General features: G+C 67.6%; 25 protein-coding genes. 20 read left to right on the top strand and 5 right to left on the bottom strand.

Features of this window, described 5'->3' with window-relative positions:
• The first annotated feature begins 400 nt into the window (after window positions 1-400).
• Window positions 401-1681: a D-alanyl-D-alanine carboxypeptidase family protein gene (locus E2B92_RS28535; RefSeq protein ID WP_235024022.1), complete on the top strand. Its 1281-nt coding sequence runs from the start codon at window positions 401-403 to the stop codon at window positions 1679-1681.
• Between the two features lie 157 nt (window positions 1682-1838).
• On the opposite strand, the gene E2B92_RS28530 is transcribed toward E2B92_RS28535, so the two are convergent.
• Both E2B92_RS28530 and E2B92_RS28525 read right to left on the bottom strand, forming a co-directional pair.
• Complete coding sequence (locus E2B92_RS28530) at window positions 1839-3308, bottom strand: HEAT repeat domain-containing protein (protein ID WP_126883200.1); 1470 nt, start codon at window positions 3306-3308, stop codon at window positions 1839-1841.
• Complete coding sequence (locus E2B92_RS28525; RefSeq protein WP_126883201.1) at window positions 3308-3547, bottom strand: helix-turn-helix domain-containing protein; 240 nt, start codon at window positions 3545-3547, stop codon at window positions 3308-3310. The genes E2B92_RS28530 and E2B92_RS28525 overlap by 1 nt, the downstream gene beginning before the upstream one ends.
• A 64-nt stretch (window positions 3548-3611) precedes the next feature.
• Between E2B92_RS28525 and E2B92_RS28520 the strand changes: the two genes are divergently transcribed.
• The 4 genes from E2B92_RS28520 to E2B92_RS28500 all read left to right on the top strand — a co-directional run bounded on the left by E2B92_RS28520 (window position 3612) and on the right by E2B92_RS28500 (window position 9223).
• Window positions 3612-5315, top strand: a complete 1704-nt coding sequence (locus E2B92_RS28520; RefSeq protein WP_235024021.1) for a DNA methyltransferase — start codon at window positions 3612-3614, stop codon at window positions 5313-5315.
• Window positions 5316-7262: 1947 nt separating this feature from the next.
• Window positions 7263-7700, top strand: a complete 438-nt coding sequence (locus E2B92_RS28510) for a hypothetical protein (protein ID WP_126883203.1) — start codon at window positions 7263-7265, stop codon at window positions 7698-7700.
• Window positions 7701-7871: 171 nt separating this feature from the next.
• Entirely contained in the window at window positions 7872-8324 is a 453-nt protein-coding gene (locus tag E2B92_RS28505; protein WP_126883204.1) for a GntR family transcriptional regulator, read from the top strand.
• Window positions 8321-9223, top strand: coding sequence for a phosphotransferase enzyme family protein (locus tag E2B92_RS28500; protein ID WP_126883205.1), 903 nt, complete (start codon window positions 8321-8323; stop codon window positions 9221-9223). The genes E2B92_RS28505 and E2B92_RS28500 overlap by 4 nt, the downstream gene beginning before the upstream one ends.
• A gap of 63 nt (window positions 9224-9286) precedes the next feature.
• On the opposite strand, the gene E2B92_RS28495 is transcribed toward E2B92_RS28500, so the two are convergent.
• Both E2B92_RS28495 and E2B92_RS28490 read right to left on the bottom strand, forming a co-directional pair.
• Window positions 9287-9805, bottom strand: a complete 519-nt coding sequence (locus E2B92_RS28495) for a hypothetical protein (protein WP_126883206.1) — start codon at window positions 9803-9805, stop codon at window positions 9287-9289.
• A gap of 52 nt (window positions 9806-9857) precedes the next feature.
• The gene (locus tag E2B92_RS28490; protein WP_126883207.1) at window positions 9858-11297 is read right to left on the bottom strand and encodes a hypothetical protein; all 1440 of its coding nucleotides are present in this window, start codon (window positions 11295-11297) and stop codon (window positions 9858-9860) included.
• Window positions 11298-11640: 343 nt separating this feature from the next.
• On the opposite strand from E2B92_RS28490, the gene E2B92_RS28485 reads away from it, so the two are divergent.
• The 15 genes from E2B92_RS28485 (at window position 11641) to E2B92_RS28425 (ending at window position 22084) form a co-directional block, all read left to right on the top strand.
• Window positions 11641-11940 (top strand): hypothetical protein, encoded by a 300-nt coding sequence (locus tag E2B92_RS28485; protein WP_126883208.1) that lies wholly within the window; start codon window positions 11641-11643, stop codon window positions 11938-11940.
• Window positions 11937-12083: a hypothetical protein gene (locus E2B92_RS32760; protein ID WP_160159796.1), complete on the top strand. Its 147-nt coding sequence runs from the start codon at window positions 11937-11939 to the stop codon at window positions 12081-12083. Before E2B92_RS28485 ends, E2B92_RS32760 begins: the two co-directional genes overlap by 4 nt.
• A complete protein-coding gene (locus tag E2B92_RS28480) occupies window positions 12080-13072 on the top strand; it encodes a DUF2637 domain-containing protein (RefSeq protein WP_126883209.1) in 993 nt (330 codons plus the stop codon). Before E2B92_RS32760 ends, E2B92_RS28480 begins: the two co-directional genes overlap by 4 nt.
• Window positions 13069-13719 (top strand): GGDEF domain-containing protein, encoded by a 651-nt coding sequence (locus E2B92_RS28475; RefSeq protein WP_126883210.1) that lies wholly within the window; start codon window positions 13069-13071, stop codon window positions 13717-13719. Before E2B92_RS28480 ends, E2B92_RS28475 begins: the two co-directional genes overlap by 4 nt.
• A complete protein-coding gene (locus tag E2B92_RS28470) occupies window positions 13719-14102 on the top strand; it encodes an RRQRL motif-containing zinc-binding protein (protein WP_126883211.1) in 384 nt (127 codons plus the stop codon). Before E2B92_RS28475 ends, E2B92_RS28470 begins: the two co-directional genes overlap by 1 nt.
• A gap of 79 nt (window positions 14103-14181) precedes the next feature.
• Complete coding sequence (locus E2B92_RS28465) at window positions 14182-16437, top strand: cell division protein FtsK (RefSeq protein ID WP_185923479.1); 2256 nt, start codon at window positions 14182-14184, stop codon at window positions 16435-16437.
• A gap of 139 nt (window positions 16438-16576) precedes the next feature.
• Window positions 16577-16828 carry a hypothetical protein gene (locus E2B92_RS28460; protein ID WP_126883212.1) on the top strand — a complete coding sequence of 84 codons (252 nt, stop codon included), beginning with the start codon at window positions 16577-16579 and terminating at the stop codon, window positions 16826-16828.
• 35 nt (window positions 16829-16863) lie between these two features.
• Window positions 16864-17052 (top strand): hypothetical protein, encoded by a 189-nt coding sequence (locus tag E2B92_RS28455; RefSeq protein ID WP_126883213.1) that lies wholly within the window; start codon window positions 16864-16866, stop codon window positions 17050-17052.
• Between the two features lie 11 nt (window positions 17053-17063).
• Window positions 17064-17672 carry a hypothetical protein gene (locus E2B92_RS28450; RefSeq protein WP_126883214.1) on the top strand — a complete coding sequence of 203 codons (609 nt, stop codon included), beginning with the start codon at window positions 17064-17066 and terminating at the stop codon, window positions 17670-17672.
• A gap of 3 nt (window positions 17673-17675) precedes the next feature.
• Window positions 17676-17807 carry a hypothetical protein gene (locus E2B92_RS33880; protein WP_260604294.1) on the top strand — a complete coding sequence of 44 codons (132 nt, stop codon included), beginning with the start codon at window positions 17676-17678 and terminating at the stop codon, window positions 17805-17807.
• A 17-nt stretch (window positions 17808-17824) separates the two neighbouring features.
• The gene (locus tag E2B92_RS28445) at window positions 17825-18289 is read left to right on the top strand and encodes a hypothetical protein (RefSeq protein ID WP_126883215.1); all 465 of its coding nucleotides are present in this window, start codon (window positions 17825-17827) and stop codon (window positions 18287-18289) included.
• Between the two features lie 90 nt (window positions 18290-18379).
• Window positions 18380-19279, top strand: coding sequence for a bifunctional DNA primase/polymerase (locus E2B92_RS28440; protein WP_126883216.1), 900 nt, complete (start codon window positions 18380-18382; stop codon window positions 19277-19279).
• The gene (locus tag E2B92_RS28435; RefSeq protein ID WP_126883217.1) at window positions 19276-20433 is read left to right on the top strand and encodes an AAA family ATPase; all 1158 of its coding nucleotides are present in this window, start codon (window positions 19276-19278) and stop codon (window positions 20431-20433) included. The genes E2B92_RS28440 and E2B92_RS28435 overlap by 4 nt, the downstream gene beginning before the upstream one ends.
• Window positions 20430-20624: a helix-turn-helix transcriptional regulator gene (locus E2B92_RS28430; protein WP_126883218.1), complete on the top strand. Its 195-nt coding sequence runs from the start codon at window positions 20430-20432 to the stop codon at window positions 20622-20624. The genes E2B92_RS28435 and E2B92_RS28430 overlap by 4 nt, the downstream gene beginning before the upstream one ends.
• Window positions 20621-22084, top strand: a complete 1464-nt coding sequence (locus E2B92_RS28425; protein WP_185923480.1) for a tyrosine-type recombinase/integrase — start codon at window positions 20621-20623, stop codon at window positions 22082-22084. The genes E2B92_RS28430 and E2B92_RS28425 overlap by 4 nt, the downstream gene beginning before the upstream one ends.
• A gap of 61 nt (window positions 22085-22145) precedes the next feature.
• Here E2B92_RS28425 and E2B92_RS28420 read toward each other — a convergent pair whose 3' ends face one another.
• Window positions 22146-24047, bottom strand: coding sequence for a hypothetical protein (locus tag E2B92_RS28420; RefSeq protein WP_126883219.1), 1902 nt, complete (start codon window positions 24045-24047; stop codon window positions 22146-22148).
• Window positions 24048-24192 lie beyond the last annotated feature (145 nt).

The following is a 24192-nucleotide window of genomic DNA, read 5'->3' as shown; positions in this document are numbered from 1 at the left end:
CAGGTCGTCCCCGCACCCCCCCCCTCCGCGAACGAGGGCACACGCCAACTGGCGACCCTCACCGCCCCCGCCCCCCCCCCACCCGCCCCCCCCCCCCGAACCCCCACCCCGCCCCCCACCCCCCCCCCGCCCCCACCGCCACCCCGCCGCCCCCCCCCCCCCCCCCCCACCCACCCACCGCCACCCCACCGCCCTCACCCCCCCCCCCCCCGGCCACCCGCTTGCCCCCAGCCCCCCGCCCGCCCCCCCGCCCACCCCCGGAGACCCGCAGCCCCAGCCCCAGCCTCAGCCCGACCCCCAGCCCCAGCCTCAGCCCGACCCCCGGCCCGACCCCCACCCCCAGCCCCACCCCGCGCAGGCGTCCGCCGAGCCTCCTCCGCCGCTCGAACTGCTCGCTCAGTTGACCAACACCCCGGCGCCGTCCGACACCCCGGCACGTACGGTCGCGCGCAAGGTGAAGATCTGGTCGCCGATCGCCGTGCTCCTCGGGCTCGTTCTGCTCACCGTGCAGCTCGTCCGCCCGCTCCCCGAGCCGACGTTCACCCTCGCGGAGAACGCGTCCTCCTTCACCCTCCCGGGTGACAAGCTGTCCATCCCGTGGCCCGAGAAGGGGCAGGGAGCGGTGACGGTCGTGGGTTCGGGCAGTATCGGCACGTTCGGGGCGGAGAAGCCCGTCCCGACGGCGAGCGTCGCGAAGATCATGACCGCGTACGTGATCCTCCGTGAGCACCCGCTCAAGAAGGACGAGAAGGGTCCTCGGATCGCGGTCGACGCCCAGGCCGTGAGTGAGGGTTCGTCGGAGAACGAGTCGCGCATCGAGGGCCTGGAACTCGGCCAGACGTTCACGCAGCAGGACATGCTCAAGATGCTGATGATCCCGTCGGGCAACAACATCGGGCGGCTACTCGCCCGCTGGGACACCGGGTCCAAGGATGAGGCGGCGTTCGTCAGGAAGATGAACGACGCCGCCAAGGCGCTCGGCATGAGGAACACGACGTACACCGACCCCAGCGGCCTCGACAGCAAGACCGTCAGCACAGCCGCCGACCAGCTCAAACTGGCCGAGGCCGTCATGAAGTTCGACGCCTTCCGCGCGATCGTCGCCATGCCGAACGCGGACATCCCCGGGGTCGGGCGCATCAACAACAACAACGACCGTCTGCTGGTCGCCGGGTTGAGCGTCAGGGGCATCAAGACGGGCTCCAACACCCCGGCCGGCGGCACGCTGTCCTGGGCGGCCTACAAGACCGTGGACGGCAAGGACCGGCTGATCCTCGGCACGATGATGGACCAGCACGCGCCGCCGCCGGACCCCAACGGCGCCAACAGCCTCCTACTGGTGCAGGACAACAGCAAGAAGGTCATCGAGGCGGTGCGTGAGGCGCTCACCTCCGCCCCGGCGGTGACCAAGGGCCAGGTCGTCGGCCATGTCGACGACGGCCTCGGTGGCCGCACCCCGGTCATCGCCACCCAGGACCTGAAGGCCGTTGGCGTCCCCGGCCAGAAGCTGACCCTCACCTTCCACCGCACCGGCACGTCCCTGCCCCGCACGGCACGAGCCGGCACCGTCATCGGCGACCTCACCATCGGCACCGGCCCCAACGCCCCCCGCGTCCCGGTCGCCCTCCAGTCCGAGCTCACCGAGCCCTCCGTCCCCGAAAAGCTCACCCGCCTCGGCTGACCCCGAAGCCCCCGGCCGGAACAGCGCGTGCCCGCCCCCACCACGGGGACGGGCACGCGCGTCCGTACGACGGTCGGGCCCGGGCACTCGAGCGCGGTACGAGCGCCACCACCGACAACTGGGTTCGGCCGGTCGCAGAGCAGCGCTCGAGTCACTGCTATCGGCGGAGCTTCTGTAGCTTCAGGGCGCCCAGAATGCCATCCGTATCCGGCTGACGGAGCCAGTCGTCGTTCTTGGCCCACAGGGTGGCGATGCCGGCGCGGCTCTCAGCGTCGAGTTCGTTCAGCAGGCCAGAAACGGCCTCGCGCGGAGTATCCCCGAGCGCCAGGATGATCAGCTTGCGCACGCCCTCCGGTGCCGTCTGAAGGGCGCTTACGAGTTCGGCGACGAGATTGCGCTCGGCCAGCAGGTGCGCAGCCGTGGCGGCCTGGCGCAGATCGTCAGCGCGAAGCCAGTCGAGGAGCTCGTCCAGGCACGTCCGGGGCAGTTCTGTCGGCATGACCGCCGCTGCGTGCGTCGCGACGAGAACGCTGGGATCGTTGACGAGGCGCATGAGCTTGGAGGGTGCCTGGCGAGCCCCAGCCCCGAGCCCCCAGGCGGCAGCTGCACGGATCTCTTCCGGAATCGATGGCTCGGTCTTGCCGGCAACCGAGTACAGCGCATCCGCGGCTTCCTCGGTGTCGATCTCCGACAGGGAGAACACGGCCTCCATGCGTACCTCGTCGGCCGAGTCAGCGCCTTCAGCGAGCGTGCGCAGCGCAGCGACGGACGCCGGCCGCGTGGCGGCAAGGCTGGCGTGCGCTTCGAGGCGAATGCGCCAGTCATTGGCCTCGTCTTTCGCTATGCGGATGAGGATCTCCTCGACCTGCTCTGTGCCAAGGAATCGGGCCGCCTTGACGGCCGGAAACCGGATGTCGTCGTCAGTCGACAGGAGGTCTTCCTGCCAGCTCCAGGACCCGTCGCCGGCGCAGGTGATCGAGTCAGCCATGCGGAAGCAGAACGCGACCGGTTGACCAGTCTCGAATGGTGTCCCTGCTGCCAACGTGTAGAACGCACTCCAACGGCTACCGCTCCCGTAGAGATACGTGCCGGCGCCCTTCGTGACGCGAATTTTTTTCACGCCGTGATCGACGGTGAGAACCTCGCCGGAATAGTCCGGGGCCCACATCGGCCACCTACGGTCCATCTCCGAGCCCTCGGACACGGACTTTCGGTTGCCCTCCTTGGAGGATTCCAAGGCGTTTTCCAGGCTCCGTCGGGTCACGTAGACAAGGTTGGAGACGCTCACAGGGCTCGTCTTCATGTCGACACGCGCGAAGGCGAAGACGTCGTCCAGGCGCATACCTCCGTCGCGCCAGGATCTGCCTGGCAGCGTGGAGTCGGACAGCTTGATCTCAAGCTTTGTCTTGCCCTTGGACTCGAAGCGGCGTCCACAGGTGACGCACATGAGGTCCGGCAGGCGCATGCGCTTGACCTTCGTCTGCCACACCTTGTTGGCCTTGGCGTACCGCTCGAGCTCGATAATGTTGTGCCCGTGATTGTCTTCGAGGTCACGGGTAATCGCGTCGGCGGCGTGGACCCCCATGCTCAAGAAACGAGCGAAATCAGCGTCTTCTTTGAACCCCATCAGATGCCTTCGAGTAGTTGTGCGGCATCTACCTTGAGCGCACGCGCGAGGGCAATGATGTTGTCAAGGCTTACGTTGCGCTGACCTCGTTCCAACGAAGAGACGTAAGTGCGGTGGATGCCGGCATCTTCTGCGAGCTCTTCTTGCGAGAGGCCTGCCGCGAGGCGGTGCTGCCGCACACGGTGGCCGAACGCCTCGCGCTGCCGCTGGATGCGGAGCTTGTCGGAGGCTTGGGTCATGATGTCCAGGGACGCTAGGACGGTGCAGACGATGGGTCTACAGACTATGAGTAACATTGGTGGCGTGGCCGAGGAGATCGTGGTGGGTCGTGGTGACCCTGTCTATCTCGCGCATGCCTACCTGACGAAGGTCCCCGTCTCCGCCATCACGCCGTTCATCGCGACCTACTGTCCGCCCGGCGGCGTCGTGGTCGACCCTTTCGCCGGGTCCGGCATGACAGGGGTCGCGGCGCGGATCACCGGGCGCCGGGCGCGCCTGTCGGACATCTCGGTGCTCGGGCGCCACATCGGCTCCAACTACCTGAACATGGTGGAGGGGTACGAGTTCACCAGGGCCGCGCAGGCCGTCATCAAGCGGGCTCAGGACGCCGTCGGCAAGATCTACGAGGTTCCCTGCACGGGGTGCGGCGGAACCGGTCGGCTTGCGAAGACCGTCTGGAGCGTTCTGGTGAGATGCGCGGGCTGCGAGGAGCCCGTGAACTACTACCACTCACTCGAGGCTGCGGGGTGGTCGAAGTCAGAGATGGTCTGTCCGCATTGCCCGGCCCGCATTTCGAGCAAGCTTGAGCGCGTGGGTGAGCAGCCCGTTGTCGACTACATCAACTGCGCCTGCTGCCCGAAGCAGCGTGAGCAGCCGGCGGTCGTCGCGCCGAGCGTTGACGTCGACGGCCTGGACTTTCCTCACGTCGAGATCACTCCCGACCGGGAGATGTACCGGGCGTCTGCGCTGGGCAAGAGCGGCTATACGACCGTGGCTTCGTTCTATTCACCGCGCAACCTACGCACTCTCGTGGCGCTGCGAGATGAGATCCGCGGTATTGAGGACCGCGCCCTGAGTCAGAAGCTGTTGTTCGCGTTCACGGCGACGTTGACTCGGGCGAGTAAGCGGTACCAGTGGTCGCACAAACGCCCGCTGAACGCCGCGAACCAGAACTATTACATCGCGCCGGTCTTCTATGAATGGAACGTGTTCGAGCTCTTCGAACGCAAGACGCACGCTGTGCTGAAGGCTGATGACTGGATCCGGACGCAGGCGTTCACGCGCAACGTGGACGTGGACGAGGTGTCCGCGGAGTACGTCACGGAGAGCGCTGCGGAGCTGTCCCTGCCGGACGCGAGCGCGGACTACGTGTTCACGGACCCGCCGTTCGGTTCGAACCTCTTCTACGCGGACATGGCCCTGTTTCAGGAGGGCTGGCTGGATGGCTTCACGGACGTCAGCAAGGAAGCGGTGATCGATCGCTCCACCGGCACCAAGCGCACGGCGGACCGTTACGAGGCGCTGCTGACGCAGTCGCTCAAGCAGTGCCGCCGCATCCTGAAGCCCGGTGGGCGCATCTCGATGGTCTTCGGCAATTCCTCGGGCAAGATCTGGGCAGTGGTCCAGCGAGCAGTCGCAGGGGCCGGCCTGCGTATCGAGCCGGAAAAAATCGCCATTCTGAACAAGGGGCAGCGCTCCGTGAAGGGGCTGGCCTCGGGCTTCGAGCACGTCGCCACGCTCGACCTCGTCCTGACGATGGTTCCGCAGGACGACGCCGAGGCGTCGTTCAAGCAGCCCATGGCTGAGGACATTGCTGCGGTGACGCGCGAGCTGGTTGGATCCGTAGGCCCTGCCTCTCCGAGTCACCTGTATTTGGAGCTGCTCCGCCGCGCGCTTCGGGAAGGATGGAGTGTCGCGGACCTCGACCTGCAGACGGCGACGTCAACGTTGCTGAATGACGGGTGGAGCATCGACTCGAAGACGGGCCTTCTGGTCGAGCCCAAGTAGGCGGTTCGAGTGGCCAGGAGGAGGTGGAGGACGTCCGGCGGCCACCCGTCCCGCCGGACCTCGTGGCCGTTCTCTGTGAGTACCTGGCCACCTTTGGCACGGCGGACCACGGGCGCCTGTTTTTCAGCGAGAAGGGCTCGGTGGCACCATCTACGGCCTACTGCCGCCCGTGGCAGGAGGCCCAGCTCCTGGCACCCGCAGTGCCCTGAATCCGTCGAGGGCCGTCACTGTTCCCGCAGGTGACCAGCGGCGATCCCTCAAGATCTTGTCCAGGGACACCACGCACCCCCACATACACCCGCGCAAATACGAAGACCCCGGCCTCAGCGTTTCCGCTGGTGTCGGGGTCCTTCAGGCACCTGATGCAAGGTGCCCCCGGCAGGATTCGAACCTGCGCACACGGCTCCGGAGTGATTGTGCCGATCGAGCCATGCATCCCCTCTGACCTGCGCGGAAGCCAGTCCGTTGTGGTAAGGGGACACACAGTGTGTCGGAGCTGTGTCGCAGGAGCCCTCAGTTGGCCGGGGCCGGGCACTGCGCCGGCCGCCTTCCTGCGCGGGCTGGATGCGCTGGGCGCCTTGTGGCAGGGACTGCTTTGCCCCGAAGCAACTCGGGCGGGAGCTCAGCCCTTGGGCGGTGGGTCTCCCACCTGCGCTGATGGTCCGCAGACGTTCGCGCTCATCCGCCGCTGCTCGTCGGCGTTGTCACGCAGTCAGACACTCACCCTGGGGGCGGCCTGAGTCGTGGCATAGTCACATTCGTCACCGTCAACTCAAGGCCGTTGTTCCTCGCTCATGCTCGAACCGCCGAGATCAATGCCGCTAAAGCCGCGATCAGACCAGCAACGGCCGTCACGCTGGCTAGCCACAGACTGGCTCTCCGATGGCTGTCGTCATTAGGCTCCCTGTTGGAAGGGCTGTCAGGCAACGTCATGCTGGTCCTTCACTTGATGCAGGCCGGTCGGCAGTTGCTGCTGCCGTGGGCCTCGTCAGGTAAGCCCCGTCCTGGCCGGCTATAGCAGGGGCGGGGCTTCATTTCGAAGGGAACCTAGCAGTCTGCTGACCAGCATGTTTGTCCACCGATTCGGTTTCGGCTGCCCGAGAGGCGCCGATGGTGGATACTCATTTCATCCCGTCAGCAACCAGGGGATAGCTCTGTCCTGCGGCATATGACAGCGGTCTATCTGCGGAGCCTTACAGGTAAAAGGGGTGACTTGGCTGAATGTGCGAAATCGGACACTCGTCAGTTTGGCCAGATCTCGCCTAGGGGCGTTCCTACCTGCACCATCACCCACCCCTAACTCCCATCCCGTCCGCCGTCGACCCACACGTATGTGGAGCGGGCGCGGTGCCGGGTTCCAGGTGGAGCGCGCCACTGTACGAACGACCTGGACGCCCGGTGCCGTGTCTGCTCGGCTTGTCCTGGGTCGATGGCAGGCGGGATGGGAGTTCCCCACCGCCACACCCCACCGGCCGGCACCCGCGTAGGGAGCCCTCGCCGTCCCGGAGCCTGAGGCCCCCGCCGGAGGCATGTCGGTGGCCTTGGGAACCGGTGGCCGTTGGGGCTCGGCTCATGCCCTTGGGCCTATCCCAGCCGTTGGGGCGGGCGTCGGCGCAGCGCGCGCGGAGCGGGCCGAAGGCAGGCGCGTCGCGCGGAGCGGAGCCGGGAAGCCCGCCCGGCGGAGCGGAGCGCAGCCGGGTGCTTGAGCAGGTAGGGAAAGTTCCGAACCCTGCTGTGTGCCCCTCGTGAGCCAGAGCAGATCGGAAGTCGCCTCCGGCTCCTACGTCCGTTGAGAGGTCGGCTTCGCCGACGGGCTGTAACACCCTGGGGTGTTGCAGCCGCTTCTTTCCAGGTCCGACCCGGGTCGCAGAACAGAGCTGCTTGGGGGCCTACGTCGCTGTCAGTGCGGCATCGTACGGTCGACTGAGCCGAACACTTGGGGGTCAAATGCCTGAGGGCTTAAGTGAACTCAGTTGGTGGTGGATCAAGGTAAGAAACCGGTCAGAAGGCAAGTTCTTCCTGTACTACCCAAACAGTGGTATTGCGGATGCCCGAGTCTTGCGGGTATGCGATCGAGACGGACATGATCACGCCATCCTGATTTGGAACATCTGCCATGGATGCCGTCGTGGCCTGATCGCGAAGATCTCGATGATTCCTGAATGGCAGCGGCAGGGGCTGGGCCGCCGACTGGTGTTGTGGGCCCTGCGTGACGGCCCTGACTACGAGTGGGTCACATCGAGCCAGTCGCCGGACGGCCAACAATTCTTCCCCGCTCTGGCGAGGGAAACCGGCGCAGCCCTCACCAACAGGGGGAAGGTGTGCGCACACATCGACGTCGCGAACCGGGCGTACCCCAGGCCGCGGCTCGTACGCGACATCTGAGATCGTCTGCCGCCCGGACACACCGGACAGCCACTGTGCTGGCTGTCCGGCGTGTTTGTGCAGGTGAGAGCCTCAACCGGACAGTCGGACAGGTGGGACACTGTGGGTTCGCCTCCCGCGTAGTGGGACGCTGGTAGGGGAAGTCGCCACGTAACTGGAAAGGAAGGCCACGTGACGCAGGCCAGTCCGCGAGGTACGTACTTGGAGGTCTCTGATTCTCTGCGCCAGAAGATCAGGGAGGGCACGATCACGGAGGCTCTGCCGTCTCAGGCGAAGCTCATGAGCGCCCACGGTGTCAGCCGCAGCACCATCGAGCGTGCCCTAGCTGTGCTCAAGAGTGAGGGCTTGATCGAATCAGTGCAGGGGGCCGGTTGGTACGTGGCGGGGACCGGGGACCGTCGCCCGCTGGTCGAGAAGGTGACCGACCTCTTGCGGGCCGAGGGGGTCAAGGTCGGAGACCCCTTCCCCACCGAGAAGGAGCTGTGCGAGAAGTTCGGCGCGTCGCGGACCGCCGTCCGCTCCGCCATTGCGCAGATGGCAGGTCAAGGGCTCATCGGCAAGGGGGCGACGCGGGGCCGGGAAGTCCGTGCCCTGCCCGTCGGACAAGGAGACCGGCCGGCGTGACGACCAGTGAACGCACCGGGTTCGATGCGGCCGCGGCCGAGGACATCCTCCGGAAGGCATGCGCACTCGCCGATGTGGACCCGGACGGGATCAAGATGCTGAGGCTCGGGGACCACGCAGTCTTCCGCATCGACGGCGGCCGGATCATTTCTCGAGTAGGCCGGAGTCCCGACCGGTTGCCCTCCGTGCGTAGGGAGGTAGCCGTAGCCGGATGGCTCGCTGCCGAGGAATACCCGGCGGCGCGACTCGTCACGAAGGCGAAACAGCCCGTCGTCGTCGAGGGCCACCCCGTGACGTTCTGGGAGGGACTGGCCGACGGTGACACATACGCCAGTACGCGCGAGATGGGGGAACTACTGCGGCGGCTCCATCAACTGGAACCGCCGCCCTTTTCTCTGCCGCCCCTAAGTCCCTTTGACAGGGTCGGAGATCGCTTGGGGCGCGCCGTGATCCCTGCCAAGTTCCGGACCTATCTCGCGTCTCGGGCTGACGAGTTGGCGGCTGAGTACGACCGTCTACAGTTCGCCCTCCCGACGGGACCCGTACACGGAGACTTCAATGTCGGCAACGTCCTCCGTGACGCGGCTGGACGCCCGAGGGTCATCGACCTGGACGGCTTCGTCATGGGCCCGCGGGAGTGGGACCTCATGCAGACGGCGATGTACTACGACAGCTTCGGTTGGCACACAGCGGCTGAATACGCTGACTTCGTCGAGGGGTATGGCTTCGACGTCCGACAGTGGTCCGGATATTCCGTGCTCCGCAGCGTCCGCGAACTGCTCATGGTCACGTGGCTCTCTCAAAACGCCGGCACGGACTCGCGAGCGGCCGAGGAAGTCGAGAAACGCGTAGAAACCCTGCGCTCAGGCGGTTCGCGTCGCGACTGGGCACCGTTCTAGCTAAGCTTTCGTCTACGATGCGCCCATCAGAGCGGATATTTTCGGTGCTGGTTCTCGTCTTAACTATCTCTGCCACCAGCGAGCCTTTTTCCTAACGACCGGTTCAGTTGCTCGGTAGCGAGCAGCGAAGCCTTGGGTGCCACCGCTTTCTTCCGCCTTCATGAATTCCCTAAACTCTCTCCGAGCCTCCGATAGATAGGATGGCGGTGCCCCGATCGTGACTCTCTCCATCAAGTCACTCATCGGATCTATCAGCGGCCGGTACTGGTCACATGGGAATCCAATTACTTCAAGAGCTACTGCCGCCATGCCTCGCCCCAAGTGGTATGAACACAGGCGTTCTGAGGGCAGCATCTGGCAAAGAAGCCGCTGAATGTTGAAGGCGTTGCCGCGTGTGCGATCGTCGATGCCTTTCCACTCATTCAAGCCATACTGGTCCCAGGTTGATTCAATGGCATTGTCAAAGGACTGGTAGTCAAGTAGGGGGATTTTCGGGTGATTTGGGCAGCGCGCCTCATTATCCCGATCGACTATGAGGTTTAGGGATATGAAGTCGCCATTTCCCCATTCGGGATGAGACATTTCTATGCGTCCTCTGGGTGGGAGTAGGGTAGCGACAATGACGTCGCCTAACTCAAGTCTCTGCCCGGTTCCTGCCCATGTCGAGTTGGAGTGCCGGTGCTTGCTTGGCTAGGGCTGAGCGCCCGACCTGCTGCCAGAGACGGAAGCCGCGGGCCTGTTCCGTGAAGTCGCGGAACTCCGCGGCCCGCTTCATCCCGTCCGTGATGCGCCCCTGGAACTCCCGCACGTACTGCACGCAGCGTGCCGACTTCAGTCCCTCGCCTAGGCGCAACGCGCTCAGCGCGATCTCGAAGCCCTTAGCGGCCTCACCCTGATTGATGTACGCCTCGGCTTGCACCATCGTCGCGAAGAAATCACTGCGGTTGTTCAGGCCGTCGCCGAAGATGGAACCTGCGCCCCTCTCTGTGGCCTGCACCGAGCGCCCCAAGTCGCGGAAGCAGTGCCCGAACTCGGCTGCCAACTCCACCTCATCGAAGTACGCGATGTATGCCGGATCGCTGTCCGGGGTGCGCAGACTGAGTTGACGTTCCGCATCGGACAATGCGAGGTCGCATCCTCGCGCGTCACCCAGGCGGGCGAGGGCCCGCGCCTCCATCGCGCGGAATTGCGCGGCCATTGTCGGGGTGAGGCTGCCGGCCGGACCCGTGAGCGCGGCACGCGCCAGAGTTGCGGCGTCACGGTAGCGCCCGACGAAGGTGGCCTGATGGCTCATCGCAGACAGAATGCTCCCGCCCAGTAGCCGGTCGCCGGCGGCTTGGGCCATGCGCAAAGCTTGGATGAAATAGCGCTGCGCGATGCTGTGTAGGCCGCTGTCGTACGACATCCATCCGGCGAGCAACAGAGCTTCGGCCACTGCTGAATGGAGTTGCTTGCCGACGACATCGGCGTACTTTCCGTCGAGCATGGGGCGCACGTCTGTGTGCAGGTACTGAATCAGCGCACGTCGTGCGTGGCCCCCGCCAAATTTGCCGTCAAGCATGCTGAATGCGTCGGCAGTCGAACGCACCATGTCGATGTCTACCGCTCCGATGGCCCGGTTGCCCGAGTGTGTGAGTTCGCCATCCGGGGGAGACACGAGCCAGCGCACGGACGCTTCGTTCCACGCCGCGGAGTCTGGCAACGCTCGAACCAGCGGTTCGGCTTCGGCGAGATCGGCGCGCCAGAGGTCGGCCACGGTGGCGGTGACCGTCTCGGGACAGTCCGGGAAGTCAAGGCCGAGGTCAGGCCGTACGGCGGAGACTGCCGCGTCGCCCATCCCGATGTCGTCGATTGTGAGTCGTCGTCCCAGTTTGCTGCCGATGGCATCAGCGATGAAGCGGGGCATGTCGCCGCGGGGTATGGAGCCCTTGAGCCACCGGCTGACGTATGTGTGATCACAGGTGATGTCCACACCGGAGCGGGCCGCGGCGACGCCCACCGCGCGGGCGAGCGACTTGTGCGAGAAGCCGCCCTCATCCATGAGAGCAGCCAATCTGGCGTTCGGGTCTGCCATGGATCCCCCAGGAGCGGCCGAAGTCTCAGCTTGACTCACCGTCACTCTACGCAGGTCAGGCCCGTGTGCGGATAGTTCGCACAGCGGAGTGCACGAGTGCACCCCCAAGTGCACGCTCCCGAAGTCCCGCCCTCTTGGCGAAGGTTGAGTCACCGCCGTAAGGCAGGCCAGCGGTTCCAGGTTCAAAGAAGAGCGCTTGACGGCCCGGAATCGATCTGCCAACGTGAGTGGTAGGTAATACATACCACGCTTTGCGGGTGTGGCGTTGCCGTGGCGTCGGGACTCCCCAGCAAGGTCGCCCGTCGCCGCGGTTCTCCCTGCTCCTTCGACTCAGGAGAGCACCATGCGCACGTACGTCGGCCACCAACAGGCCGTCTCCGTTGATGAGTTCGTGGAACTCGCCCTTGGCACCCCGGTTGAGCTGTGGCTCGGGACCGAGGGCGAGACGGATGAGGAACGCGAGGCCCGCCAGGACGCGGCGCGCGACATCCTCGCCGACCCCGACTACCGCAGCCTGCCGGACGACGTGGCCCGCATCGCCGCCGAGGTGATCGAGGCGCACGCCCCGGAGCTGTTCAACGTCGTTCCGCTGGCGCGCCCGGCAAGGCGTCGTCGGTCCTCGCGGAAGGGAGCGGCGGCATGAGCGACAGCCCGAACTTCCAGGACCGAGTGTTCCTGGAGAGCGAGGCCGTCTACCAGCGCATTCTTGACGGCCAGGTCAACGACGTGGAAGCCGAACTCATGGACGCCCAGCTCCGGGCTTCGGAGGAGGGCGAGACGACATGAGCACCACTGAGGTCATCAACCGACCGGCGGTGCCGCCGCTGACGAAGCCGGAGATGGGACCTGCCGGACTGGGCGCGCTGGCCGCGGCCGGGGTCGGCGCACTGGGGCTGATCGCCTCGTTCGACGCGGTTTCCGCTGCTGCCGCGCAGTGGGGCTTCGGTGAGCCGTGGATGCTGCCGGTCGGGATTGACGTAGCCATTCCGGTGTTCACCGTGGCCAACCTGCTGTTGATCCGGATGGACATGGCGTTGGCGTGGGTGCGGTTCGTGCCGTGGGCGCTGACGCTGGTCACGTGCGGGCTGAACGTAGCCGCGGGTGAGTCGCTGTGGGCGAAGGTTGCGCACGGCACTATGCCGCTGCTGTGGGTGGTGTTCTCCGAGATCGGCGCCCACGTCTACGCCGTGCGGATCGGCGCCGCGACCGGCCGGCGGATGGAGAAGGTGAGGTTCTCCCGCTGGATGCTCGCCCCGCTGTCGACGTTCGCCCTGTGGCGGCGGATGACGCTGTGGGAGATCACGTCGTACTCGGAGGCGCTGAAGCGGGAGCGTGACCGGCAGTTGGCCCGCGCCCGCCTGCGGGAACAGCACGGCCGGCGGTGGCGGACGAAGACCCCGCGCCCGGAACGTGTGCTGCTCAAGTTGGGGGAGCTGGCCCCGGCGAGCGAGGACGTCCCGCCCGTGCCGCCGCAGGAGGCGGAGAAGCCGAAGCCGGAGGCGCCCAAGACGCCGCGCAAGCGCCCGGCCGGCACCAAGGGCAAGGCCAAGACCGCCAAGGGGCCCCGGACCGCGGCGGAACTGCTGACCGAGGCACGCGAGGCCACGGCCGACTGGTCCGATGACGCGATCAACGCGGAGGCCATCCGAACCACGCTGCACTGCTCTGCTGCCAACTCCCGCGTGCTGCGTGACCTGCTGCTGAACGAGCGTGCCGAGGGGCGCCGCTTGCACTCCGTCGACGACAACGAAGGGACCGAGGGGGCGGCGGCATGAACACCCTGTTGACCATGCTGGCCGCGGCGGCTCCCCTCGCCTCCGGCTGGACGGCCCACACGCTGTGGCTGCGGCGGCGCCTGAACTTCGCTCGCCGTGACCCGCTGACCGGGCTGCGGACGCGCGAGGCATTCACCCGCCGCGCCACCCAGTTGCTGCGGGACCCCCGCGCGGTCGTGGTCCTGGCCGACGTCGACCGCTTCAAGCAGATCGACGACACCTTCGGCCACGCGGCCGGAGACGCGCTGCTGAAGGCGACCGCTGACCGGCTCGCCCATCATGTCGGCCGCTCCGGGGTTGCCGGGCGGCTCGGGGGCGATGAGTTCGCCGCCGTCTTGATCGACGACCACGGCACCGCCGCCGACATGCTCGCCGTGCTTCATGGTCTGCTCGCCCGCCCGGTCGACGGCCAGGACCCGGCCGTACATACGACGGTCTCCCTCGGCTGGGTACGCGCCGCGGACTTCCCCAGCGATGACCTGTCCGCGCTGCTGCGTCGGGCCGATGAGGCGATGTACGCGGCCAAGCAGGCGCGCGCCGGAACCCGTAGGGCGGGGCTGGGGCGGCTGTTCGCCACGGTCACCGGACGGCGCGCGGGCCGTACCGGCGCCCGGACCGATGTGCCCGTGGTGGGGGTGGCTGCCTGATGTCCGCCTACGGCAAGTGCTACGACCCGTCCGGTGCCCGGTTCGGCGTCCCCACGTACCCGTGGCGGTTCGCCCCGGAGGGCTACGCGACCCGACGCCAGTTGCGTGCTCGCGGGCTTCGGCCGGGCGGACAGCCGGTCGCGGCGCAGGTGATGCGCTGCCATCGCGGCCGCAAGGCCGGGGTGCAGGTCGCCTACCTCTACCGCGTCGACCGCGCCAAGCCGGTCCGGCCGATGACCTCCCGCAAGTGGGGTGCGCTCGCCCTGGCGATGCTCGCCCGCCGCACCTGTCCGCAGTGCCGGATCACCTACAGCTACTGCATCCCGACCTCGCTCGGGGTGTGCGTCCTCTGTGCCTACCCCGAGGAACAGCGCGCCGCCTGACCGCTCAGTACGGGGCCCGGTCCCAAACCGACCAAAGCAGCGGCCGGGCCCCACATCCCTCAGAGAGAAGGAACCCTCAGTGAAACACCCCGACGACGACAACGAACTCTTCAACCGGCTGGAAGCCGAGATGGCCGCCGACCCGGCGGGCGACGTGGTCGACCTCGGCAAAGCCCGGTCGGCCCGTACCGAGTCGGCCGACCGCACACCCGACGCGTCGCCCGACTCCGGCCCCGACCGGTCGGCCTACCCCAAGTCGACCGAGTCGGCCGACCCGAGCGAGGGGGAGCCGGACGACTCCGGCCCGACCCTGGTCGACCGCCCGGCGCCGACTCAGTCGGGCCCCGGTCTGGTCGACCGCATCCGCGACTCCAAGCGGCTGGATGTCCTCCCGGCTTGGGTGAAGTCGGGTCCGGAGTTCGCCGACGCGATGCGATGGCTGGCCGGGCATGTCTGGCACACCATCGCCTTCCACGCGGTCCGCTTGCCGTTCCTGTACGTGCCCAAGCTGATCTGGCGCTCGCCGCGGGGCCTTGCTAACACCCTGACCCGCGTGAGCCGGTGGGCGGTCGACGCGGAGGGCGAGCCGCTGCGGCAGGCGGAGGCGCGTCGGGAGAACTCCGAGCTCTACCTGAAGCTCTCGCGGCAGCGTGACCGCCGCGTACGGCTGCGGATGCTCCTGACCATCCTCGGGACACTGTTCGCCCTGGCCATGGCGCTGTTCCTGGTCTACGGAGCCGAGCCGCACACACAGGTCATCGCCGCCACGCTCACCGTGCTGACCCTCGGCTGGCTGGGCGCGCCGGCGGATGCGCCGCTGGCCACGCGCGCGGTGATCAAGACCGAGGTGCAGAAGCTGACCAGCGACATCGTGGTGAAGGCCATGGCGTCCATCGGCATCGGCCAGATCGCCAGTGCCGTGGCCAAGGGGCAGGACGGCATCAAGTTCGTCGCCCCGATCACCCGCGAGGGTCCGGGCTGGCGCGCGGACATCGACCTGCCGCTCGGCGTGACGGTCGCCGACGTGGCCGACCGGCGCGCCCGACTCGCCTCCGGCCTGCGCCGCCCCCTCGGCTGCGTGTGGCCCGACGCCGACCCCAGCGAGCACGAAGGGCGGCTCATCCTGTGGGTGGGTGACCGGGACCTGTCCAAGATCGGACTGGTCAAGTGGCCGCTCGCCAACGCCAGCAAGCACGACATCTTCAAGCGCATCCCGTTCGGCATCGACCCGCGCGGCCGTGCTCAGTCGGTGCCGGTGATCCAGCACAACATCCTGATCGGCTCGCTGCCCGGCCAGGGCAAGACCGCCTCCGTGCGCGTGCTGGCCTGCGGCGCTGCCATGGACCCGTCCGTCGAACTGTGGCTGCACGAGAACAAGGGCACCGGCGACCTGGACTCCCTCGAATGCGTCAGCCACCGGTTCGTCTCCGGCATCGACGACGACTCGATCAAGTACGCCGCCGACTCCCTGAAGCTGCTGCGCGAGGAGGTCATGCGCCGCGCGGCTGCGATCAAGAAGCTGCCGCGGGACCTGTGCCCGGACAAGCGCATCACCCGCGCCATCGCCGACAAGCGCTCGCTCAAGCTCTGGCCGCTCGTGGGCGTTTTTGACGAGTGCCAGAACCTCTTCGGTCACCCCAAGTACGGAAAACAGGCTGGTGACGATGCCGAGTTCATCATCAAGCTCGGTCGCGCCCTGGGCGTGATCCTCGTCCTGGCCACGCAGCGCCCGGACAAGGACTCTCTCCCGACCGGGATTAGCGGCAACGTGTCCATCCGCTTCGCCCTCAAGGTCGCCGGACAGGTCGAGAACGACATGATCCTGGGCACGTCCGCCTACAAGAACGGCGTGCGTGCCACATCCTTCCGGCCGGAGATCGACGCAGGTAACGGCTACCTCGCCGGAGCCACCGCACTGCCGGTCGTGGTGCGCACCGCCTACCTGGATGACCACGCCACCCACGCCATCGCCCAGCGTGCCTACGCCCTGCGCAAGGCCGAGGGCACCCTGTCCGGGCACGCGCTCGGAGAGGACCCTCAAGCCGTGACCGGGCCGTCCTACGACCTGCTCGCCGACGTCGCCGCGGTCGTACCGCCGTCGGAAGAGCGGGTGTGGAACGAGCGGATCGCCGCCCGGCTGGCCGAGCTGAGGCCGGAGGTCTACGGCGGCTGGAAGGGCGAGAACGTCACATCCGCGCTCAAGCCGCACGGCATCAAGACCCGCGACGTGGCCGGGACCACCGACGACGGCACCCGCACCACCCGCCGCGGCATCGCCCGCGCCGACCTCACGAAGGCGATTGCGGAGCGTGACCAAAAGCGGGGCGCCGCCTAGCCCCGGACGGTGCTATCGGTAGCACGTCGCCCTGCTACCGGTAGCACCCCCGCTAGTACCCCACATGACACCTGATCTGCGATCTAGCGCATAGCGCTCTACCAGCGAAAACCCCGGAGACCCCGAGAAAGGGCCACCGATGACCCTCCTCGCCCCTGCTGTCGCCTGCCTGTTGATCGTCACGCTTGGTTACGCAGGAATGTGCGCGGCCAGCCCGTTCGGCACCTGCCGCAAGTGCAACGGCTTCGGCTTCGCCCTGGACACCGACCGCAAGGGACGGCCCAAGCGCGGCAAGAGCTGCCGCCGCTGCAAGGCCACCGGCAAGCGCATACGCGTCGGCCGCTGGCTCTTCAACCGCGCCCAGCGGATCTACCGCGAAGGCACCCACTGACCACCCGCCCACACCACTCGAAGGAGGTTCCGCCCGTGGCCGTCACCGTCTCGCTCGCGGCCCTGTTCGGACTCGTCCTGTTCTTCCTGCTGCGCTCCAAGTCCCTCGGCTACGGCGCCGCGTTCACCGCCGCCGGGTTCGGCTTCTGCCTCGCCTCCACCGGCGCCGCCGGCCCCATCAACCAGCTCGCCGCCGCCGTCATCGACGCCATACAGCAACTGTGAGGAGTCCGGCCGTGAATGAACCGATCATTGCCCGGCACTGGCTCGCCATCATCGCGCCCAAGGCCGCACCCGCGCTGGCCACGTCCACCGTGCTGATCCTGGCCCGCATCTGGAACGCCAACGGCGCCGAACACTCCGTCGGCAACGCCGTGCTGATGACCGCGCTGTCCCTCGGAGCCGCAGCGGCCGGCGTGTGCGCGAGCGTCGGCAGGGCTGGAGACAGCGCCATCGCCGGAACCGCATTCGCCGCCTCCGGAGGACTCGCCCTCGCCGGAGTCGCCGGATACGCCGACGGGCTGTCCCTGCCGCTGCTGCTGTGGGTGCTGGCTACCGCCGTCGCCTACGGGCTCGCCGCGCGGTACTGGCGCACCGACCGCCGCGAGCGCGTCGCGTACGACCGGCAGACCAGCGCGCGCCGCGAGGAACACGCCCACATCGAGCGCGTCGAAGCCCTTCGCGCCGGAGCCCAGATCGAGGTGGCCCGTACCAGCGCCGCCTACACCGAACAGCTCGCCCAGGCCCTTATCACCCGCGCCGCCCTGACCGGCTTCGACTTCAAGGCCGTGGAAGCCGCCGGACTGCCCGAACTCCCCTCCATCAACACCAGCAAGGAGCACTGACCCATGGACGACTTCGTCCCGTACGACTGCGACCTGTGCAACCCCGCCGACGGCAGCGAGCCGTACGACTACCCGCACTGCTGCGGCTGTGGCGCCGACGGCAGCAGCGAACGCCCTGACTGCATCTGCGACTAGCACCGGAGAGGAAACCCATGTTCGAGATCCGCGTCATCTGCGACCCGACCGACAGCGACCGCGTCAGCGCCGCCCTGTCCGCCGCCTTCACCACCGGCTCCGTGCGCCAGCGCCCCACCCACGACGGCCAGCGCACCCGCCTGTACATCACCGCCGACCACCGCCCCGAGCCGGAGCAGAGGCCCACGCCGGAAGAGGCGTACGCGCTCGCCCCGAGCATCATCAGCGAGATCGGATGGACCGCCCGGACCGCAGCCGACAAGCCGTTCTACGACGGGCTGAACCGAGAGTTCTGGCTCCGCAAGGCCGCGCTGTTGGACCGGATTGCGCTGAGCGACGAAGCCGACAGCGTCACCAGCGACGCCGCCGACCTGTCCACCCGAGCCGCGCAGCGGCTGATGGAGCTGGACGGCACGGCCGTCATCTGCGACCCGCGCCGCTACGTCCGGCAGCAGTACGCCCACTGGGCCAAGAACCAGTAGCAACGCCGCGGCGGCGGGACTCCCCAGCAAGGTCGCCCGCCGCCGCGGTTCTCCCTGCCCATCCGTAGACAGAACAGGAGAACCCCCAGCATGCCGTACCCGGACAGCTCTGCCCAGCTCACGGCCGCGCTTGACGCAGCGTCGCGTGACTGGCACGTCTTCCCCCTCATCTCTGGCGACAAGCGCCCGGCCGTCTCCGACTGGGAGACCCGCGCCACCACCGACCCGGACCGCATCACTCGCGCGTGGTCCGTCGCCGCCTTCAACGTCGGCATCGCCACTGGCCCCTCCGGCCTGGTCGTCATCGACCTGGACAAGCCCAAGCACCCCGGCGACACCCCGCCGGCCGCTTGGGCCGAGCACGGCGTCACGGACGGCGCCGACGTGCTCGCCGCACTCTGCGAGCGCCACGGCCAGCCCTTCCCCGCTGACACCTACACCGTGCGCACCTGGAGCGGCGGCACCCACCTGTACTTCGCCACACCCGAGGGCGAGCCCCTGCGCAACACCGCCGGAGACAGCGCACGCGGGCTGGGTTGGAAGGTCGACACCCGCGCCTGGGGCGGACTCGTGGTCGGTGCGGGCAGCACCTTCGCCGGACGCCTGTACGAGGTCACCCACGATGCCCCCGTGGCGCCCCTGCCTGGGTGGCTCGCCGAACTCCTGCGCCCGGCGCCCTTGCCCCCGCAGACGCCCATCACGGTCGCCCTCACGGGCCGTGGACGGCGCACCGCCTTCCTCCGGTCCGCCGTCAACGGGGAAGTCCAGCGGGTCACCGGCTCCGGCCCGCACGAGCACAACAACAGCCTCTACATCGCCTCCGTCGCCCTCGGACAGCTCGTTGCCGGAGGCGAGCTGAGCGAAGCCGACGTCACCGGCTGGCTCCTCACGGCCGCGCTTCAAGTCGGCCAGGGCGAGCGCGAGGCACGGCGCACCATCGCCTCCGGTCTCCGGGCCGGAGCACGGCGCCCCCGGACGGTCGCGGCATGAGCACCAACCCCATCCCGCCCCTGCACCTGTACTCCGTTCCCAGCGACCCCCAGACGGCCCCGGCGGCGCCGCCGAAGCGGGAGCGCCCACGGACCGCATGGACGGCCGATCAGCTCATGGCCGCGCACTTCCCCGAGCCGAAATGGGCCGTGCCCGGCATCCTCGCCGAGGGCGTCAGCGTGCTCGCCGGACCGCCCAAGGTCGGCAAGTCCTGGCTCTCCCTCGGACTGGGCCTGTCGGTCGCGGCCGGAGGCAAGGCCTTCGACTCCGTGCCCGTCCAGGGCGGACCGGTGCTCTACCTCGCCCTGGAAGACACCCCGCGCCGTCTCCAGACCCGCATGGGCAAGCTGCTCGGGGGCCAGCCAGCGCCCGCCGGGCTGACCCTGGTCACCGAATGCCCTCCCTTCCCCCAGGGCGGGACCGAAGCCATTGCCCAGTGGCTGGAGCGAAACCCCGACGCGCGCATGGTCGTCATCGACGTGTTCGCCAAGATGCGTGGCCAGGCCCCGGCAGGGGTGTCGGCGTACGACGCGGACTATGTCGCCGTCGGCTACGCCAAGCGGCTCGCCGACCACTACAGCGTGGCTGTGATCCTTGTGCATCACGTCCGCAAGGCAGGCTCCGACGACTTCCTGACCGAGGTCTCCGGCACCAACGGCATCGCCGGAGCAGCGGACGCCACGCTCGTACTGAAGCGGGCCCGTGGGCAGGCAGACGGCATCCTGCACGTCACCGGCCGCGACGTGGACGAAGCCGAGTACGCCCTCAGCTTCCAGCCCGCTTCCGGCGCCTGGCACCTGCTGGACGGCCCGGTCTCCGACCACATCGTCAGCGACACCCGCGCCACGATCCTGCGCTACGTCCGCGCCCACCCCGGAGCCAAGCCCAAGGACATGGCGGGCGAGCTGCCGCACGTCGACCTCGACACGATCCGCCGCACCTGCAACCGCATGGCCGACGCCGGACAGCTCACCAAGGACGCCGGCGGCCGGTATTACCCGGACACGGAGACCCGGACCCAGGGCCCCCAAGAGGTGTCCGCACTGTCCGGCTGTCCGGTCACCCCATCTGACCAGCCCGAACACCCCGGACAGTCGGAATTGGAACTGTCCGGCCTGTCCGGTGCTGACGAATCCGAAGGGATGGCGAAATGACCGCCCGCACGCGGGACGAGAAGATGACCGTCAAGGAGGTCATCGCTGATCTGAAGGTCGCTCCGTCGACCTTCTACCGGTGGCGCCAACTCGGGAAGGGGCCCCGCTCGATCAAGCTCCCGAACGGCGACGTGCGGATCCGGCGGTCCGAGTACGAGCGTTGGCTTGCGGAGCGGGAGGACGCTGCGTGAGCACGGAGAACGACGCCCCGGCCGGGCGCCCTCGCGGGTCCGCCCGGCCGGGCTTCACCTTCGACGTCAAGCTGTGGAAGATCTCCAAGACCGGCCGAAAGTCCCGCCCATGGCGCCTCCGGTGGGTGGTGGCAGGCCGGGTGCGCGGCGACACGTTCGCCACGTACCCGCTGGCCGAAAGCCGACGTAACGAGCTGTGGCAGGCCATGAACCGGCGCGGCGAGGCGTTCGAGATCGAATCGGGACTGCCAGAGTCCGAGGTACGCGCGGCGGCCGAAGCCGCCCAAGCAGCGGATCCCGAACCGCCGTTGCGGTGGTTCGCGTTCTGCCGGAAGTACGTGGCCGGCCGGTGGCGCACGAGCGCGGCCAAGAGCCGTGAGGGCATGGCGGACGGCCTTGCTGCCGTGACTCTCGCCATGGTCAAGCGTGGGGACGGTGTTCCCGCCGACGAGTCCCTTCGACTGGCTTTCCGGTGGGGGATCGTGCCCGCGAACCAGGGGGAGGACCCGCCGGCCGAACTCAAGGCCGCGTACGACTGGCTCACCACGGCCGACCGGCCGTTGGGTGATCTCACCGACACTGAGGTGCTCGAGGACGTGCTGTACCGCGTCAGCTACAAGCTGGACGGCACCCCGGCCGCGGGCGATACGTACAAGCGGCGCCGCCGGGCCCTGAACGCTGCTCTTGAACACGCTGTTGCCACGGGGGAGCTCCCGGAGAACCCGCTTCAGCGGGCCCGCCGGAAGCGCGTCGTCTCCAATGACGTGGTCGACCCCCGCGTCCTGGTCAACGCTGTACAGGCCCGGCAGTTGCTCACGTCTGTCTCCTACGTCGGGTCGTGGGACCGCTGCCGAGGGCGGCGCCTAGTGGCCTTCTACGCAGTTCTGTACTACGCAGGGCTTCGACCCGCTGAGGCTGTCGGGCTACGGCTGTCGGACTGCCACCTGCCAGAGATGGGCTGGGGCACGCTGACGCTGCGGGAGACACGCCCCGTCTCCGGCAAGCAGTGGACCGACTCCGGCGAGCGCCACGACCGCCGCGGCTTGAAGGCGCGCGAGGCGTCCACCGACCGGCCGGTCCCCATCCCGCCGGTCCTGGTCGCCATTCTCCGGGCCCATCTGAAGGAGTTCGGGACCGCCAAGGAAGGGCGCGTGTTCGGCAACGAGCGCGGGGGAGTGGTCGGCTCATCTACCTACTGGCGGGTGTGGGAGGAAGCGCGCGACTACGCGCTCCCCCCGGAGCGCATCGACTCGCCATTGGCTGGGCGCCCGTACGACCTGCGGCACGTCTGCATCACGCGGTGGCTGAACGCCGGAGTTCCGATCGCCGAGGTAGCACGACGGGTCGGCAATTCTCCTGAGGTGATTCATCGCCGCTATCACGGCTGCATCGACGGCCATGAGGAAGCGGCCAACGCGAAGATCATGAAGGCGCTGGAGGAGGACGGCGAAATGGGCTAAGACCCACATTGCGCGAAACCGGGGAACGCGTATGCGCTCCCCGGTTTCGTCCTGCTAGCCGCTAGGCGGCCTTACGACGTCCGTACTTGCCACCCAGGCGCGTGGCGATCATGGCGTCTTCGGCCATGAGGCCGAGCAGGGCCATCGTGAGCGCCTTGGAGGACCGCATCTCTTCGATGGTCGTCGGATCGTACTTACCGCGGTAGTGCTCGGAATGAGCGACCTTGGCGGCAGCGACTTGACCGTACACGTCACCGATCTCGTCCGCGATGCTCTCGGCGAGGTGGTCCGGATAGGCGTTCTGCCAGGTCACGATTACTTCAGCCAGGGCTGGGTGCTGGACGTTTACCCGGACCACGCCGGTCGGATGAACACTGGACTCCACCAGATACTCGGCCAGCATCTCCGGCTCATCCATTTCGCTCGAGGGGACGATCGTGTATTCCGGGATACCAGCGCCGATACGCGCCGCGCGTCCCGAAACAGTCCCTCCAGGCTTGCCGACCGCCGGCTCGCCGTTTCGTCCGCCGGTACCCCCACCTGCGGAACTGGGCTTCTTCCTCGCCTTAGCAGCTGCTCGAGCCCCCGGGTTTCCGCCGCGCTGGGTGAGCTCGATCCCCTGGTGTCCGTTCGGGGAGGCGATCCACCGGGGGATCCTCCACCGAGATCCGAACCGTTCGAGGAGTCGATCACGCCATTCGCTATCAACGCTCCCTGTGCCGCCGGCGGTCGCTGCCGCCAGGGCATCCGCAATTTCCTTGGGGAGGTTGTCCGCGAACTGTGCCCCCCAATCGGCCATGGGAAGGTTTGCACCCGCCAGCGCACTGCCCGCCACGAGCAGCCTGGACCGCGAGGAGTCGGGGTAGACGCCGGCCTTAATTCCCGAGTCGAAGGGCTCGGGTTCGACGATGATCCAAAGCTTCTCGCGCACAGCCTTGTGGCTGATACCGAAGGACCGATAGCTGGCATGGTGTTCGGTGCGGTCGTACAACTCCTGGTTGTACAGAGCCGCGACGTAGCCGTTCTTCGGGAAGTGGCCACTGAACAGGTTGGGGCGGTCTTCCTGCCACAGCCACCAGTGGATTTTCGCGCCGAGTCCGGCTGCGCCGGCAGAGACATGAGTGGTCCCTGTGCAAATCGCGAAGTCCCGGTCCGGCACTGGCTGCACGATAGATGCCTTGGCTCCGACCACGGTGCGCCGGTGTGCTGCTGCCCCCGATCCCGAGAAGGCACCCGCCCGCACTCGCGGCCACTGCTCCCGGTCCTGAGTCCGGAACTCCAGGACCTTCACATCCATGTCCTTGACGAAGTCCCACACCCGGGTGTTGAGGTAGTGCCGGAGGGCATGCGGCCGGCCCTCTTCCCGGTCGTGGTCCCCCAGGACTGTGTCCTCGTCAGGCTCGTTGCCGAGCAGGATGAGGACCGTTCCGTGCCCTGCCTTACGAATGAAGTCCGGGATCGCTTCCGACCAATCCAGGTCATCGATCAGAGACGGCTCAACAACATGCTCGATCGTGTCGCGGCCCGTCTCGTCTGTTGCCGGGATCCGTCGCAGGCCGTATTCGCCCGTGGCCGGGTCGTGCTGCAACCAGACCAGGCTTTCGTCGCCGTCCTTGACGGAGATCACGACCAAGCCGTGCTTGTTCCACGGCAGCAATGAGGTCTTGACACCGATGCCGTAGTTCTGATGGACGTCTCCGATGGGCTTCCCGCCGCCGCCGAAGGTATTCAGGAACTTTTCGATCTCGTCGTACGCCATTCCCAAGCCGTCGTCCGCGATGGTCCTGCGGTACACGCCAAGCTGTTCGACGGCGTGCCACTCCACGCCGAACTCGACCTGGGACGCGCCGGCTTCCCTGGCATTGATAAGCGCTTCGCGTGCCCACTGGAAGGGGTGTGACTCCCGATGGACTCGCTCGATCAGCGGACCCGTATTCGAGGTACGCATGGGAGTGATCGTCATTCAGTTCTCCACTCTCCTAGGACCTGACGCCCTAGGAACTCGTGCTTGTCGGAAAATCCGGCAAGCCATGAGGAAGCATATATGAGCACCGACAGGCGTCGCGGGCGATAGCGACGCCACTCTTGACCTCGCATGCGGGCGACGC

Origin of the sequence: Streptomyces sp. WAC05374, assembly GCF_004353505.1 — a bacterium.
Lineage (GTDB): Bacteria > Actinomycetota > Actinomycetes > Streptomycetales > Streptomycetaceae > Streptomyces.
Note: the sequence above shows the minus strand (reverse complement) of the source record. Positions and strands in the feature narration are given on the sequence as shown.

Excerpts from the sequence above, each read along its gene's own strand:
- E2B92_RS28530 (WP_126883200.1), bottom strand. The coding sequence starts at position 3,308 with ATGGGGTTCAAAGAAGACGCTGATTTCGCTCGTTTCTTGAGCATGGGG.
- E2B92_RS28525 (WP_126883201.1), bottom strand. The coding sequence starts at position 3,547 with ATGACCCAAGCCTCCGACAAGCTCCGCATCCAGCGGCAGCGCGAGGCG.
- E2B92_RS28510 (WP_126883203.1), top strand. The coding sequence starts at position 7,263 with ATGCCTGAGGGCTTAAGTGAACTCAGTTGGTGGTGGATCAAGGTAAGA.
- E2B92_RS28495 (WP_126883206.1), bottom strand. The coding sequence starts at position 9,805 with ATGTCTCATCCCGAATGGGGAAATGGCGACTTCATATCCCTAAACCTC.
- E2B92_RS28490 (WP_126883207.1), bottom strand. The coding sequence starts at position 11,297 with ATGGCAGACCCGAACGCCAGATTGGCTGCTCTCATGGATGAGGGCGGC.
- E2B92_RS28485 (WP_126883208.1), top strand. The coding sequence starts at position 11,641 with ATGCGCACGTACGTCGGCCACCAACAGGCCGTCTCCGTTGATGAGTTC.
- E2B92_RS32760 (WP_160159796.1), top strand. The coding sequence starts at position 11,937 with ATGAGCGACAGCCCGAACTTCCAGGACCGAGTGTTCCTGGAGAGCGAG.
- E2B92_RS28480 (WP_126883209.1), top strand. The coding sequence starts at position 12,080 with ATGAGCACCACTGAGGTCATCAACCGACCGGCGGTGCCGCCGCTGACG.
- E2B92_RS28475 (WP_126883210.1), top strand. The coding sequence starts at position 13,069 with ATGAACACCCTGTTGACCATGCTGGCCGCGGCGGCTCCCCTCGCCTCC.
- E2B92_RS28470 (WP_126883211.1), top strand. The coding sequence starts at position 13,719 with ATGTCCGCCTACGGCAAGTGCTACGACCCGTCCGGTGCCCGGTTCGGC.
- E2B92_RS28460 (WP_126883212.1), top strand. The coding sequence starts at position 16,577 with ATGACCCTCCTCGCCCCTGCTGTCGCCTGCCTGTTGATCGTCACGCTT.
- E2B92_RS33880 (WP_260604294.1), top strand. The coding sequence starts at position 17,676 with ATGGACGACTTCGTCCCGTACGACTGCGACCTGTGCAACCCCGCCGAC.
- E2B92_RS28445 (WP_126883215.1), top strand. The coding sequence starts at position 17,825 with ATGTTCGAGATCCGCGTCATCTGCGACCCGACCGACAGCGACCGCGTC.
- E2B92_RS28440 (WP_126883216.1), top strand. The coding sequence starts at position 18,380 with ATGCCGTACCCGGACAGCTCTGCCCAGCTCACGGCCGCGCTTGACGCA.
- E2B92_RS28435 (WP_126883217.1), top strand. The coding sequence starts at position 19,276 with ATGAGCACCAACCCCATCCCGCCCCTGCACCTGTACTCCGTTCCCAGC.
- E2B92_RS28430 (WP_126883218.1), top strand. The coding sequence starts at position 20,430 with ATGACCGCCCGCACGCGGGACGAGAAGATGACCGTCAAGGAGGTCATC.
- E2B92_RS28420 (WP_126883219.1), bottom strand. The coding sequence starts at position 24,047 with ATGACGATCACTCCCATGCGTACCTCGAATACGGGTCCGCTGATCGAG.